Origin of the sequence: Sphingopyxis granuli (assembly GCF_001559015.1) — a bacterium.
Lineage (GTDB): Bacteria > Pseudomonadota > Alphaproteobacteria > Sphingomonadales > Sphingomonadaceae > Sphingopyxis > Sphingopyxis granuli.
The window spans coordinates 4,180,070-4,193,575 of record NZ_CP012199.1; the positions used below are offsets into that span (position 1 = coordinate 4,180,070).

Here is a 13,506-nt window from a genome sequence, read left to right on the forward strand (position 1 = left end):
CCTCTTGCGGAAGGGCTCAGATGGCTCCGATCTCTCCCCGTATCTCGTCGACCAGCGCCTGCACCCGCGGCAACCGGCCGTCCTCCTCGTCGAGTATCGCGTGGAAGGCGCGGCGCTTGATCGCCGCCAGTTCCTCGCTCGTCAGCGCGCCGTCGCCGGTCACGCTCGACGCCACGATGTCGATCAGGCGGTCGGCGCCGTGGAGCCGCCCCCACAGATAGTCGTTCTCGCGGTAGGCGCGGCTGAAGAAGGCGCCGAAGCTGTTGAACTCGATCCCCTTTAGCATCGCTGCCGCACCGCCGGGACGGATCGCGGTCGCGTCGGAGGGCGAGATGCGGTCGATCTTGATCGGGTCGAATTCGTCGAATCCCTCGCCCTGCAGCAGCGGCAGCGTCGCGATGTCGAAAAAGGGATAGCCGAGATAGGCGAGCAGCATCGTCCGCCGGTCGTCCTTGGGCAGCGCCGCGAGCGCCGCGGCGATCAGCTCGTCGGTCTCGGCATCGACGTCGACGAGGTCGCGCCGGTCGCCGATCGCGTCGATCCATTCCCCCATCCCGGCATCCTCGGCGACGTCGAGGTCGGCGAGCCAGTTGTCACCTTCGCGCTCCAGATAGAGGCCGAGCGCGGCGAAGATCGCCTCGTGCATCGCCTCGCACGCCGGGTCGGGCGCGTCGCGCGTCGCCTCGATCGCGTCAAGCTCGCGCGCGAGGAAGCGCAGCCGTCGGATGCGAAAGCCGAGGTCGTGGATGCGGAAGAAGGCGATGGCGTCGCCGCTCGCCCCCGCGCCGCGCTTGCCCGAGATGCGGTCGAGCCCGCGCCGCCGCACCTCCTCCCACAGCGCTTCGCGCCGCCGCGCGCGGTGGATCGCGCCTTCGGAGGGCGCCAACCGCTCGACCAGCGCCACCAGTTCCTCGACCACCGCCGACAGCTTGAGGTGGCCGTAGGGCGCGAAAGCGAAGCCCGCGCGCGCCGCCGCTTCGGTCTGCGCCTTGGCGCGCCACTTGCCGAGGCGCGCCGGGGTCGGGCTGTCGAGGAAGAAGGTGGTGCCGAACAGCGCCGCCACCTGTTCCTCGACCTCGACCTTCATCGCGTCGACGATATGCTGCATGCGGCGGATGCGCCGCGACATGCTCTCGATCACCTCGACATTGTCGCGGATCGGCTGTTCGCGCGGGATTTCGGAAAGCGAGCCCAGGATCGTCGTCAGAAAGCCCGGCAGCCGCTTTTCGGCGCCCTCGACCGGCTCGCCGTGCCGGCCGAAGCGGATCGAACGATAATCGGGCTTGGGGTCGATATAGACGAAGCGCCTGTCGATCTCGCGCCGCGCCGGCCGCTGCTTGAGCGCGGCGATGGCCGGGCGGAAGGGCGCGTTGGCGAGCACCGATCCGTCGATCAGCACCCGATCGGCGGGATCGGCTTCGCTGCCGGCGGGAAGCTGCACCTTGATGAAAGCGTCGCGGTGCGGCCAGTCGATGCCGCGCTGGGCAAGGACGCCGTCGAGTTCGCGCAGCGTGAAGGGCGGAAAGGCGCCGGGAAAGCTGGCGGTCGCCCGCGCCGCCGCGGCAAGGCCCGGAACATCGTCGAGCCGCTTGCCCATGCGCCCGTCCTGCCGGAAATGCATCACCAGCCGATGCTCCTGCTCGGTAACGCGCGGCGGGCTGTTGAGCGCCAGCGGCATGCTGTGCCCCGCGAAATCGGTGGCCGAGACGAACAGGTCGACCGGCTGCCCCGCCGGAACCAGCGTCGGGCCGCGCGGCGCCTTGTCCATCGCGTCGAACGCGTCAAGCAGCAGGTTGGAGAAGATCGCGCCGCCAAAGGGCGGTTCGAACCAGCGCGCGCGCACGAAGCGCGACAGCTTCGCGCGCACCTCGTCCTGCGCGCTCCCGCCCACGGTGCGGTCGATCACATTGCCGCGCCGCTTCATCGCCCAGCCGGCGATCGGCACCGCCCAGAATTTGGTCGCGGCGGACAGCGGCCGCGCGTCGGGGTCGAGCAGGCGATCGACATCGGCATCGTCGAGCCACAATTCGGTCAGCGGATCGAGCGACAGGCCCTCGGCGAGCGCGCGCGCCAGGAAAACGCCGTTGATCCCCCCCGCGCTGGCCCCCGCGACGATGTCGGCGAGCACGCGCAGCCGCACCCCGCTCTTCTCCTGGATCGCGGCGAGCAGCTCGCGATAGACGACGCCCGACCCGGCGGCGTCGGTGCCGTCGTGAAAGGCGCGCGACGCCGCGGCGAGGCGCCATATCTCCTTGGTGATCCCGTGCATATAGACGGCAAGGCTGATGCCGCCATAGCAGATCAGGGCGAAACGCAGTTCCTTCTCGCGCATGGCGGCGGTGATAGCGCGCTTTGCGCACTGTGGCGAATTTTCCACACCGGGTCCGAAAGCGAACCGAAGCGGCACCGATCCTGCTTTGCCCTTGCGTCTGCGAATGGCTCGCATTAGCAGCGCATCCGGAACAGGAGCCAAGAATGAATCGCAGATATTTCGCCGCAGCGCTGGCCTGCACCGCGCTTTCGTCGCCCGCCCATGCCCAAAGTGCCGCAGCGCCCGACAGCGCCGACGCCGACGAGGCCATCATCGTCACCGCGGCGCGCACCGTCCTGCCGCCCAACGCGCTGCCGCTGACGATCGACCTGATCGACAAGCAGGCGCTGGAGCAGCAGATCGCGATTTCGGGGTCGATCGCCGACGCGGTGGCGACGCTGACCCCCAGCTTCTCCCCCACCCGGCAGAAATTGTCGGGCGCCGGCGAAACGCTGCGCGGGCGCGCGCCGCTCTATGCGATCAACGGCATTCCGCAGTCGAACCCGCTGCGCGACGGCAGCCGCGACGGCTTCACGATCGACGGCTTCTTCATCGACCGGGTCGAGGTCATCTACGGCTCGAACGCGTTGCAGGGGATCGGCGGCACCGGCGGCATCGTCAACCAGGTGACGGTGGGCGCGCCGAAGGCCGACGGCGTGTCCGGCCGCTTCCTGCTCCAGGGCACCGCCGACGACGAATTTTCGGGCGCCGGCATGGGCGGCAAGGCGGCCGGGCTCGTCCAGTACAAGGCGGGACGCTTCGACGCCACGGTCGGTGCCGCCTATGAAATCCGCGGCATCTTTCGCGACGGCGAGGGACGTCCGGTCGGCATCAACCTGACGCAGGGCGAAACGATGGATTCGAAGACGCTCTCGCTCTTCGGCCGCTTCGGCTATGCCGTCACCGACACGATGCGGCTCGACCTGATCGCCAGCCGCTATGAGATGAAGGGCGACGGCGACTATGCGCCGGTCGCGGGCAACAAAGCGGGGGGCATCCCCACCACCCAGACGCGCGGAACGCCGCCGGGCGTTCCCGCCGCAAGCCGGACCGAAAGCGTCGCGCTGTCGCTGACCGACCCGCAACTGGGCGGCGGCAATTTCGTCAGCCAGCTGTTCTGGAACCGCACCCGCGACACGTTCGGCGGCGAACCCAATCCGATCGCCAGCTTTCAGGACCCGGTGATCGCGCCCGTCGGCACGCTGTTCGACCAGTCGCAGAACCGCAGCCGCAAGGTCGGCGCCAAAATCAGCTATGAACGCGCGGTTCCGGGTTTCGAGGCACTGACGCTGATCGCGGGCTTCGACGCGCTGTGGGACGAAAGCGAGCAGCGGCTGATCGCCACGAATCGCGCATGGGTGCCACCGACCAGGTTCCGCAGCTTCGCGCCCTTCGGCCAGGCGAACCTCAAATTGTTCGACGGCATCGTCCGTCTGGCCGGCGGCGCGCGCTATGAGGATGTGAAGATCAGCATTGCCGATTATCACACGCTCGCCGCCAACACCTTCGTCGCGTGCCCCACGCCCCCGGCGGTGCCGACCGGACCTTGCGGTCCCTCGACCTATGGCGGCGTCGACGTCGGGGGCGGCAGCCCGAGCTTCGACGACGTTCTGGTCAACGGCGGCCTGATCGTCGAGCCGACGCCGGGCATCCGAGCCTATGCCAGCTATGCCGAGGGCTATACCGTCCCCGACGTCGGCCGCATCACCCGCGCGGTGAGCAGGACAGGGGTCGATATCGACAATTATCTCGATATCGCGCCGATCGTCTCGAACAACCGCGAGATCGGGGTCGAGGTGAAGCGCGGACCGCTCGACGCGACCGCGACCTATTTCTGGTCGACGAGCACCAAGGGGCAGCTTCTGATCGCGCGTCCCGACGGCATTTTCGACGTCGTGCGCCAGCGCGTCGAGATCGAGGGGCTCGAACTCAACCTGGCAGTGCGGATGCCGATCGACGGGCTCACGCTGTCGGCGGGCTATGCGCATATCGAAGGCCGGTTCGATAATGACGGCGACGGGGCGGTCGACACCGACCTCGACGGCGCCAACATCTCGCCCGACCGGCTCAACCTTGCCGCCGCCTATGCGAAGGGCCCGCTGTCCGCGCGCGTCCAGACGCAATTCTATCTCGCGCGCACCTTCCGGGGGCCGGGCCGCGACGCGCGCAACGATTTCGAGGGCTATAATCTGACCGACGCCATCCTGCGCTATCAGACCCGGCTCGGCGGCATCAGCCTTGCGGTGCAGAATCTGTTCGACCGGCAATATATCAGCTATGCGAGCGACACCCAGCGACCGACGGACAATTTCTTCAACTTCGCCGGCCGCGGACGTACCTTCACGCTCGGCTGGGATTATCGTTTCTAGGCATGGCCCACCGATGATGAAACTGCTCGACACGCTGCACCGCTGGACCGGCGGCCTGATCGGCCTCGTGCTGGCGCTGCTCGGCCTGTCGGGCACCATCCTGCTGCACAAATATGCGTGGATCGGCGTCGCGCATGCCGGCGATCCGCTGCGTACCGACCTTGCGAGCACCGTCGCCGCGACCGAGCGGATCATGGCGCTGCCGCAGGCGCCGCAGGGCATCATCTATGCCAGCGACGGCTTCGGGTTGCACCAGGCGCGCTTCGGCGACGGCGCCGGCCTCTACGCCGACCAGACGGGGCGAGTCGCTACGCAGTGGGCGAGCCAGTGGGAGCGGCCCGAGCTGTGGATCTTCGATTTCCACCATCATCTGTTCACCGGCGACACCGGCGAATGGGTGATCGGCACCGCGGGGCTGTGCGGCCTGTTCTTCATCCTCTCGGGCGTCATCCTGTGGTGGCGCACGCGCCGCACCTTCCGCTTCCGGCTGTGGCCGAAACGGATGAGCCGGCCGGCGATCGTCATGCACCACCGCGACCTCGGCATCGTCGTCGCACCGTTGCTGCTGCTGTCGGTCGTCACCGGCACGATGATGATCTTTCAGCCTTTCGCAATGGCGATGATTGCGCCTTTCGGCTCGCCCGCCGAAGCCGCCAGGGCGATGAAGCCGCCGAAATACCAGGGCGGCCCCCTAGCCGCCAGGCCCGATTACGCGGCAATGCTGGGCGAGGCGCGCCGCCGCTTCCCCGATGCCGAGTTCCGCATCCTCAGCCTGCCCGCGAAGGACGGCGGCCCGATCATGCTGCGGATGCGCCAGCAGGCCGAATGGTTGCCCAACGGCCGCTCGACCCTGTGGTTCGACGCTGCGACGGGCAAGCTGCTCGGCGCGCGCGACGCGCTCGCGATGCCCGCGGGCGCGCAGGCGTTCAACAAGGCCTATCCGATCCATTCGGGCAAGGTCGGCGGCCTTTTGTGGCGGCTCGTCCTGACGATCTCGGGCCTGTCGATGACGATGCTGGGAAGCCTCGCGGTCTGGACCTTCTGGTTCCGGCGCTCGAAGCCGGCGAAACCGCGGGTGAAGGAAGCGGCGTTAGCCGCTTTCCAAAACGCCGCGCGTTAAATCTGGATCACCGCTGTTTTCGTTCGTGCTGACCCCGGATCAAGTCCGGGGGAAGCACTGTTCTTCTTGCGGCGCCAAAGAGAAAGAACGGCCCTTCGACAAGCTCAGGGCGAACGGTGCAGATCATGGTTCGCCGCTCCAGGATTCGCGCAGAGGCGCAGAGATTTCGGTTCACGCGGAGCCGCGTCCGCTTTCCTATTTTACCGGCCGCCCTATATCCTCCCCACAGATGACCCGCGCCCGCGTCCTCCTTCTCACTGCCGCCCTCGGGCCGCTCGACTATCGCGTGCCGCAGGGCACCGAGGCGCCGCTCGGCAGCGTCGTCGTCGCGCCGCTCGGGCCGCGGCGCATGGGCGGCGCGGTATGGGAAGATGCGAGCTTCGGCGCGCCCGATCCGGTCGGCGACAACCGGTTGCGCAACCTGTACGAGGTCGTGCCGGTGCCGCCGGTCCCCGCGCCGCTGCGCCGCCTCGTCGAATGGACGAGCGACTATTATCTCGCCCCGCCGGGCGCGGTGCTGCGGATGGTGCTGCCCGGCGCCGCTTTTGCTGACGCGCGCCGCCCGATCGTCGAATATCGCGCGACGGGCGCGCTTCCGCCGCGGATGACGCCGCAGCGGACGGTGGCGCTCGAGAAGATCGGCGGCCGGCAGGGCACCGTGCGCGAGCTGGCGGCGCTTGCCGAGGTCAGCGACGGAGTGATCCGCGGCCTCGTCCAGGCGGGCGCGCTCGAAGCGGTGAGCGTGTCGGCCGACGCCCCCTATCCCGAGCCCGACCCCGCCTTCGCACCGCCCGCCCTCTCCGCCGAGCAGGCCGCCGCCGCCGGCGAGCTTCGCGACGCCGTCGCCGCCGCACGGTTCGAGACGCTGCTGCTCGACGGCGTCACGGGATCAGGCAAGACCGAAGTCTATATGGAGGCGATTGCCGCCGCGGTCGAAGCGGGCGGGCAGGCGCTCGTCCTGTTGCCCGAGATCGCCCTGACCGAGCCGATGCTGACGCGCTTCGCCGCGCGCTTCGGCTGCGAGCCGGTCGCATGGCATTCGGGGCTGCGTTCGACCGAGCGCCGCCGCGCCTGGCACGCGATCGCGCGCGGCGACGCGAAGATCGTCGTCGGCGCCCGGTCGGCGCTGTTCCTGCCCTATGCCCGGCTGGGCCTGATCGTCGTCGACGAGGCGCACGAAACGAGCTTCAAGCAGGAGGACGGCGTCCATTATCACGCGCGCGACGTCGCGGTGATGCGCGGGGCGTTCGAAAAGCTGCCGGTGGTCCTCGCCAGCGCGACCCCCGCGCTCGAAAGCCTCGCGCAGGTCGAGGCGGGACGCTATCGCCACATCGTCCTGCCCGCGCGCTATGGCGGCGCGACTTTGCCCGACCTCGCGGCGATCGACATGCGGATCGATCCGCCCGACCGCGGCCGCTGGCTGGCGCCGCCGCTCGTCGACGCGCTGGCCGACCGGTTGCAGAAGGGCGAGCAGAGCCTGCTGTTCCTCAACCGGCGGGGCTTCGCGCCGCTGACGCTCTGCCGCACCTGCGGTCATCGCATCCAGTGCCCGAACTGCACCGCGTGGATGGTCGAGCACCGGCTCGTCCATCGCCTCGCCTGCCATCACTGCGGCCATGTCATGCCACCGCCGCGCCTGTGCCCCGAGTGCGAGGACGAGGACAGCCTCGTCGCCTGCGGCCCCGGCGTCGAGCGGATCGCCGACGAGGTCGCCGAACGCTTTCCCGAAGCGCGCACCGCCATCGTCACCAGCGACACCCTATGGTCGCCCGCCAAGGCGGCCGAGTTCGTCGACGCGGTCGAGGGCGGTCTCGTCGACATCATCATCGGCACCCAGCTCGTCACCAAGGGCTATCATTTCCCGAACCTGACGCTGGTCGGGGTGGTCGATGCCGACCTCGGCCTCGACGGCGGCGACCTGCGCGCGTCGGAACGCACCTTCCAGCAGATCGCGCAGGTCGCCGGACGCGCCGGGCGCGGGGTGAAGCCGGGCGAGGTGCTGATCCAAACGCGCGTCCCCGACGCCCCGGTGATGGCGGCGCTGGTCGCGAACGACCGCGAGGGCTTCTACGCCGCGGAGGCCGCCGCGCGGCGGCAGGCGGGGGCACCCCCCTATGGCCGCTTCGCCGCGCTCGTCATCTCGTCGGAGGAGATGGAGGTGGCGCGCGGCGTCGCGCAGCGGCTGGGGGAGAAGGCACCGGTCGCTGACGGTCTCGCCATCTATGGCCCCGCCCCCGCGCCGCTCGCGATGCTGCGCGGACGGCACCGCTTCCGCCTGCTGCTGCACGCCCCGCGCAGCTTCGACCTGCAGGGCGCGATCCGCGACTGGGTCGGACGCATCGACTGGCCCGCCAAGGCGCGCCTCGCGATCGACATAGACCCCTACAGCTTCGTCTGACGACCGATCGGGGCATTGGAATCGCGGGCCGTAGTTGCTAGCCCTCGGCTTCAGGACATCTGTTCGAGGAGCGGGCGAGTGAAATTGCAGGGCTGGGTACGCGCGATCGGCGTCGGAACGGCATTGGCGGCGATGGCGATCGGTGCCAGCGCGCGCGCCGAATGGTGGCAGGCTGAAACCGCGCATTTCATCGTCTATTCCGAAAGCAAGAAGGACGACGCCGAACAGTTCGCGCGCCTGCTCGAACGCTACGACAATGCGCTGCGCTATCTTCAGGGCTATCCGATTCCGGGGCCCGACATGGGCGAGGCGAACAAGGTGAAAGTGTTCCGCAGCGGCGACATCGACGACATCGCCTATGTCGCCGGAGCGCCGGGGTCGGGCATCGCGGGTTTCTATATCCCGCGCGCCGGCTCGACCGTCGCCTTCGTCCCCGCGCGCGAAAAGCGCCGCGACATGAGCAGCGTCCGGCGCAGCAGCAGCGGCCCGACCCTCGACACCGAACAGGTGCTGTTCCACGAATATACGCACCATTTCATGCTGACCAATTTCAGCACCGCCTATCCCGCCTGGTATTCGGAAGGGTTCGCCGAGCTGTACAGCACGGTCGAGTTCCGCGACGACGGCAGCTTCGTCGGCGGGCTGGTGCCGCAGGCGCGCGGCGCCGCGCTCAAGCAATTGCCCGACGTGCGATTGTCCCGCCTGTTCGACCACAAGGTGAAGCTGACCGGGCTCGAGCAGTATCAATCCTACGCCTTCGGCTGGCTGCTGTCGCACTATCTGAACTTCAACGAAGAGCGCCGGGGGCAGCTTCCCGCCTATCTGGCGGCGCTCAACAAGGGCGAGGACAGCCTGACCGCAGCGAAACGGATCTTCGGCAACCTCGACACGCTGCAGGCCGAGCTGCGCAAATACAAGGGCCGCAACCAGTTCCCGGTGATGGTCTCGCCGCCGAACGCGGTTCCCGAGCCCGCGGTGGCGCTGCGCCAGCTGCCCCCGGCCGAGGAAGCGCTGATGCGCGAATATATCCGTTCGCAGCGCGGCGTCGACCGCAAGGAGGCAAAGGATGTCGCGCGCGACCTGTCCGGCAAGGGCGCGGCCTATCCCGACAATCTGAAAGCGCAGCTGATCGTCGCCGAGGCGCATCTGGACGCGAGGAATTTCGACGAGGCCGAAGCCGCGGCAAAGCGCGCGCTGGCGCTGGCGCCCGACAGCTCCTTCGCCAATTTCCTGATGGGTTCGATCTTCCTGGCGCGTGCCGACGAAAACAAGGACAAGGCGCTGTATGCCCAGGCACGCCCGTGGCTGGTCAAGGCGCATAAGCTCGACCAGAAGGACCCGCGGCCGATGATCGGCTATTACATGTCCTATCGCGAGGCGGGCGAGCCGATTCCCGAGGACGCGCTGGTCATCCTCGAAAGCGCGTGGGACTATGCCAAATATGACGCGCTCTATCGGCTGATCCTGGCGCGCCAGCTGCTCGACGAGAACAAGGGCGACCTCGCGCGATCGGTGCTGTCGCCGATCGCCTTCGCCGCGCACGGCACCGAAAAGGAAAACAAGATTCGCGCGACCGTCGACCTGATCGACGAGAGCAAGATCGACGAAGCCCGCGCCAAGCTGGCCGAAATCTTCAAGGAAGCCGAGGACCGGCAGAAAGGCAGGAAAGGCTAGGATCGCCGCCGTCCCGGCTTTCCTTCGTCACGGCGAGCGAAGCGAAACCGTGACGAGGCGACGCCTATGGAGCATCGTCTCCGGACGACATGAGCTTGCGGATTCCGAGCGTGACGGCGACGACCGCGAAACCGAGAACGGCAAGCAGGACCGACATCAGCAATCCCACCGCGTTCGAATGGCCGATGAGCGCCTCGTCCTCGATATCAGCCGTCCAGAAATGGCAGAAGCTAGCGGCGCTCAGCAGCCCGATGAGAAGCATCGACCATCCGGCGCCCGCGACGCCGTAACGGGCAACGAAAACCGGCGCGGCGAGGACCATTGCGAATCCCAGCACGCCCGACCAACTCAACAGCCAGTCCAGCACGGCCACCATCCCCTCCCCCACGATGTGTCCCGCCCTGAAGACGAGATTCGGCGCCTGTCCGTTCAACCTGCCAGCAGGTCCCGCGTTTCCTTTTCGTCCAGCGGATCCTGATCTTCGGGACGGACATCGCAAAATCCTACGACGCGCTCGACGCGCAAACCGTGGTCGATCGTCAGGACGAGACTCGCCCGCCAACTCAGGCCGTCTTCCAGCATCTTCAATATCGGCGTCACCTCTTCCATGACGATTGCTCTGGATGCATCGGCAATCCGTTCGGTGTCGCGAAAATAGGCGCCCCGCCTTTCGCTCTCCGGCCGTGGGACCTCTATCATCCCCGAAAACAACCCCATGCCATCTTCTTCAATGACATGTTTTCCGGACGTAACGGCGGCCTCGCCGGGCGCCCGCCAATAACCGCGCCCGCCCTCGCGCCTGAACTTGAGCGTGTGACGGTCGAACCGCTCGTTCACCATTTCGCATTGGTAATGGACGATGGGCTGGGTGAGGTTTTCCGGATCCGGAATCCACGGCGGCACCGGACTCATCAGCAGAAAATACAGCATGCCCCTCCCCTTTGTCCGCCGGATGTCCGCGCGCGCATCGCAGTCAACATGAGCGGGGGGCCAGCGCCAGTGCGCGCTCATGCGATATTTGGAGGCCCGAGCCGGAATCGAACCGGCGTATACGGATTTGCAGTCCGCTGCGTCACCACTCCGCCATCGGGCCTCAGGCGCTCAAAATGCGTGGAGAAGCGCCCCTAGCGATTTCGTCGCGCACTGGCAATCCGCTTGTTGCGCAATTTTCGGTAGCACGCCGCCGCTTCGGCCGCGACGAGGCTTGGCGCAGGGCGTCCGGACGGCTATGCGCGGCGGCAGCCGGACTTCGTTGCTGTATTATCATTGCAATACAGCGCGGCATGGGCTAGAAGCTCCCGGCGGAAACGAACGAAACAGCAGAATCGGAAACCGGCTGATGGCAACCAAATACAGCGAATTGAGCGCGGCGGCGATGCGGGCGGCGATGGTCGACAGCCAGCTTCGCACCAGCGATGTCATCGATCCCGCCATCGTCGCAGCGATGGGGGCCGTCCCGCGCGAGGCGCATGTGCCCGCGCAGTTGGCGAGCGTCGCCTATATCGACCGTGCGATCGCGCTCGGCGGCGACCGGATGCTTAACCCGCCGCTCGTCACCGGACGGATGCTCGTCGCCGCCGATATCCAGCCGGGGCAGAAGGTGCTGCTGATCGGCGGCGCGACCGGCTATGTGGCGCGGCTGCTCGCCATGCTGGGCGCCAAGGTTCATGCGGTCGAGGAATCGCCAGAGCTGATCGCGGTCGCCCGCGCCGCCGCGGCCGACACCGACATCCGCTGGATCGAGGGGCCCCTCACCGCCGGCGCGCCCGACGCCGCGCCCTTCGATCGCATCATCATCGACGGCGCGATCGAGCAGTTGCCCGACACGCTGGTCGGCCAGCTCGCACGGCGCGGCCGTCTGGTCGCAGCACGGCGCGACGGCACGGTTACGCGGCTGGTGCAGGGCATCAAGACCGACGGCACGCTGGCGCTGCGCCCATTTGCCGACATGGACGTCGCGCCGCTGCCGGGATTCGCGGCGCCCCGGGGCTTCCGCTTCTGATTCTCCCCTTCCCTCTGGTTCAGGCTGGCAACAGGATGCACGACTCCGACATGAAACCCGTTCGCCGGGGATATTGGCTTGCCGGCATCGCCGCCGGGGCGTTCCTGCTGACCGCGACGCCGGCCGCCGCCGAGACGCTGCAGGGCGCGCTCGCCAAGGCCTATGAGAACAACCCGACGCTGACCGCCGCGCGCGCCGGACAGCGGGCGAACGACGAGAATGTCCCGATCCAGCGGAGCCAGGGCCTGCCGTCGCTTGGCGCGCAGGGCGATTATAGCGAAAATCTGGTGAAGCCCGGCAACAGCTTTTCCTCACCGACGCGGCTGATCGACGCCGGCGGCCGGCTTTCTGTCCCCATCTATCAGGGCGGCGCGGTGCGCAACGCGGTGCGCGCCGCACAATATCGCGTCGAGGCCGGGCAGGCGGACCTGCGCGCGACCGAGGCGAGCGTCTTCGCGCAGGTCGTCGGCGCCTATATGGACGTGATCCGCGACACCGCGATCGTCCAGCTCAATCAAAAGAATGTGTCGGTGCTCCGCACCAATTTGCAGGCGACCAGCGACCGGTTCGAGATCGGCGACCTGACGCGCACCGACGTCGCCCAGTCGCAGGCGCGACTCGCGCTCGCCGAGGGCGACCTGCGCAGCGCCGAGGCGAATCTGATCGCCAGCCGCGAAACCTATATCCGCCTCGTCGGCGAGGCGCCGGTCGACCTCCAGCCGCCGCCGCCGCTGCCCGGCCTGCCCGCCAGCGCCGAGGACGCGGTCACGATCGCGCTGCGGGACAATCCCGACATCGACGCGGCGGACCAGCTCGTCCACGCCGCGCGCGCCGACATCGGCGTCGCGCGCGCCTCGCGCATGCCCAAGCTCGACGGCACCGTCAGCGGCAATTACACCAATTTCCTCGGCTCGGCGTCGAGCGGCGTTCCCGGCGTCGGCGTGTCGCAGAGCCAGACCAGCGCCGCCGCCGGCGTCACGCTGACGCTGCCGCTGTTCCAGGGCGGGCGGCCGTCGGCGCAGGTCCGTCAGGCGCAGGCGCGCACGAGCCAGGCGATCGAGACCTATGTCGCGACCGAGCGCGACGTGATCGCGCAGACGCGCGGCGCCTATGCCGCATGGCAGGCGAACGAGCGCGTCATCGCCGCGACCGAGCAGGCGGTCGGTGCCAACGCGCTGTCGCTGGAAGGGGTTCGCGCCGAGAACAGCGTCGGCACCCGCTCGATCCTCGACATATTGAATGCCGAGCAGGAATATCTGAACGCGCAGGTCCAGCTCGTCTCGGCGCGGCGCAACAGCTATGTCGCGGCCTTCTCGGTCCTCGCGGCGATGGGCAAGGCCGAGGCGCGCGACCTGGGGATCGAGGGCGGCCCGCTCTACGATCCGGCGGTCAATTACGAGCGCGTGCGCGGCCAGATCTGGGATTGGGCCGACGATCCCGCGCCGCAGCAGCAGGCGACCGATACGCGCGCGGTGCCCGCCGCCGATGCCGGCGTCCCGGCCGACGCCAGCAACCTGCCGCACCAATAGGGCGTTCCAGCAGGGCGAAAACGGCCGACGACCCCGAAAACGCGGCAAAACGCAAATCCGGGGCGCCGGGCGTGAAATCCGCAATCTGGGGCTTGGCAAGCCC

The 13,506-nt window shown here is 68.2% G+C and carries 9 protein-coding genes and 1 tRNA gene; 6 read left to right on the forward strand and 4 right to left on the reverse strand.

Features of this window, described 5'->3' with window-relative positions:
* Positions 1-16 precede the first annotated feature (16 nt).
* Positions 17-2,332 carry a patatin-like protein gene (locus SGRAN_RS19205; protein WP_067186224.1) on the reverse strand — a complete coding sequence of 772 codons (2,316 nt, stop codon included), beginning with the start codon at positions 2,330-2,332 and terminating at the stop codon, positions 17-19.
* Between the two features lie 143 nt (positions 2,333-2,475).
* Between SGRAN_RS19205 and SGRAN_RS19210 the strand changes: the two genes are divergently transcribed.
* From SGRAN_RS19210 to SGRAN_RS19225, 4 genes are all read left to right on the forward strand, one after another.
* Positions 2,476-4,680, forward strand: a complete 2,205-nt coding sequence (locus tag SGRAN_RS19210; RefSeq protein WP_067186226.1) for a TonB-dependent receptor — start codon at positions 2,476-2,478, stop codon at positions 4,678-4,680.
* A gap of 16 nt (positions 4,681-4,696) precedes the next feature.
* Positions 4,697-5,800, forward strand: coding sequence for a PepSY-associated TM helix domain-containing protein (locus tag SGRAN_RS19215; RefSeq protein WP_067187186.1), 1,104 nt, complete (start codon positions 4,697-4,699; stop codon positions 5,798-5,800).
* Between the two features lie 229 nt (positions 5,801-6,029).
* Positions 6,030-8,198 (forward strand): primosomal protein N', encoded by a 2,169-nt coding sequence (locus tag SGRAN_RS19220; protein WP_067186228.1) that lies wholly within the window; start codon positions 6,030-6,032, stop codon positions 8,196-8,198.
* 78 nt (positions 8,199-8,276) lie between these two features.
* Complete coding sequence (locus SGRAN_RS19225) at positions 8,277-9,872, forward strand: tetratricopeptide repeat protein (protein ID WP_067186230.1); 1,596 nt, start codon at positions 8,277-8,279, stop codon at positions 9,870-9,872.
* A 64-nt stretch (positions 9,873-9,936) separates the two neighbouring features.
* Here SGRAN_RS19225 and SGRAN_RS19230 read toward each other — a convergent pair whose 3' ends face one another.
* The 3 genes from SGRAN_RS19230 to SGRAN_RS19240 form a co-directional block, all read right to left on the reverse strand.
* Positions 9,937-10,245, reverse strand: a complete 309-nt coding sequence (locus SGRAN_RS19230) for a hypothetical protein (RefSeq protein ID WP_172709680.1) — start codon at positions 10,243-10,245, stop codon at positions 9,937-9,939.
* 56 nt (positions 10,246-10,301) lie between these two features.
* A complete protein-coding gene (locus SGRAN_RS19235) occupies positions 10,302-10,802 on the reverse strand; it encodes a hypothetical protein (protein WP_067186234.1) in 501 nt (166 codons plus the stop codon).
* Between the two features lie 89 nt (positions 10,803-10,891).
* Positions 10,892-10,965, reverse strand: a tRNA-Cys gene (locus tag SGRAN_RS19240).
* A 246-nt stretch (positions 10,966-11,211) separates the two neighbouring features.
* Between SGRAN_RS19240 and SGRAN_RS19245 the strand changes: the two genes are divergently transcribed.
* Together SGRAN_RS19245 and SGRAN_RS19250 are read left to right on the forward strand one after the other, a co-directional pair.
* The gene (locus SGRAN_RS19245) at positions 11,212-11,874 is read left to right on the forward strand and encodes a protein-L-isoaspartate O-methyltransferase family protein (RefSeq protein ID WP_067186235.1); all 663 of its coding nucleotides are present in this window, start codon (positions 11,212-11,214) and stop codon (positions 11,872-11,874) included.
* A 35-nt stretch (positions 11,875-11,909) separates the two neighbouring features.
* The gene (locus SGRAN_RS19250) at positions 11,910-13,403 is read left to right on the forward strand and encodes a TolC family outer membrane protein (protein ID WP_067186237.1); all 1,494 of its coding nucleotides are present in this window, start codon (positions 11,910-11,912) and stop codon (positions 13,401-13,403) included.
* The last annotated feature ends 103 nt before the right edge of the window (positions 13,404-13,506 follow it).

What these genes read in the sequence shown, in the direction of transcription:
- SGRAN_RS19220 (WP_067186228.1), top strand. Translation starts at nt 6,030, where the DNA reads ATGACCCGCGCCCGCGTCCTCCTTCTCACTGCCGCCCTCGGGCCGCTC.
- SGRAN_RS19250 (WP_067186237.1), top strand. Translation starts at nt 11,910, where the DNA reads ATGCACGACTCCGACATGAAACCCGTTCGCCGGGGATATTGGCTTGCC.
- SGRAN_RS19205 (WP_067186224.1), bottom strand. Translation starts at nt 2,332, where the DNA reads ATGCGCGAGAAGGAACTGCGTTTCGCCCTGATCTGCTATGGCGGCATC.
- SGRAN_RS19215 (WP_067187186.1), top strand. Translation starts at nt 4,697, where the DNA reads ATGAAACTGCTCGACACGCTGCACCGCTGGACCGGCGGCCTGATCGGC.
- SGRAN_RS19235 (WP_067186234.1), bottom strand. Translation starts at nt 10,802, where the DNA reads ATGCTGTATTTTCTGCTGATGAGTCCGGTGCCGCCGTGGATTCCGGAT.
- SGRAN_RS19210 (WP_067186226.1), top strand. Translation starts at nt 2,476, where the DNA reads ATGAATCGCAGATATTTCGCCGCAGCGCTGGCCTGCACCGCGCTTTCG.
- SGRAN_RS19245 (WP_067186235.1), top strand. Translation starts at nt 11,212, where the DNA reads ATGGCAACCAAATACAGCGAATTGAGCGCGGCGGCGATGCGGGCGGCG.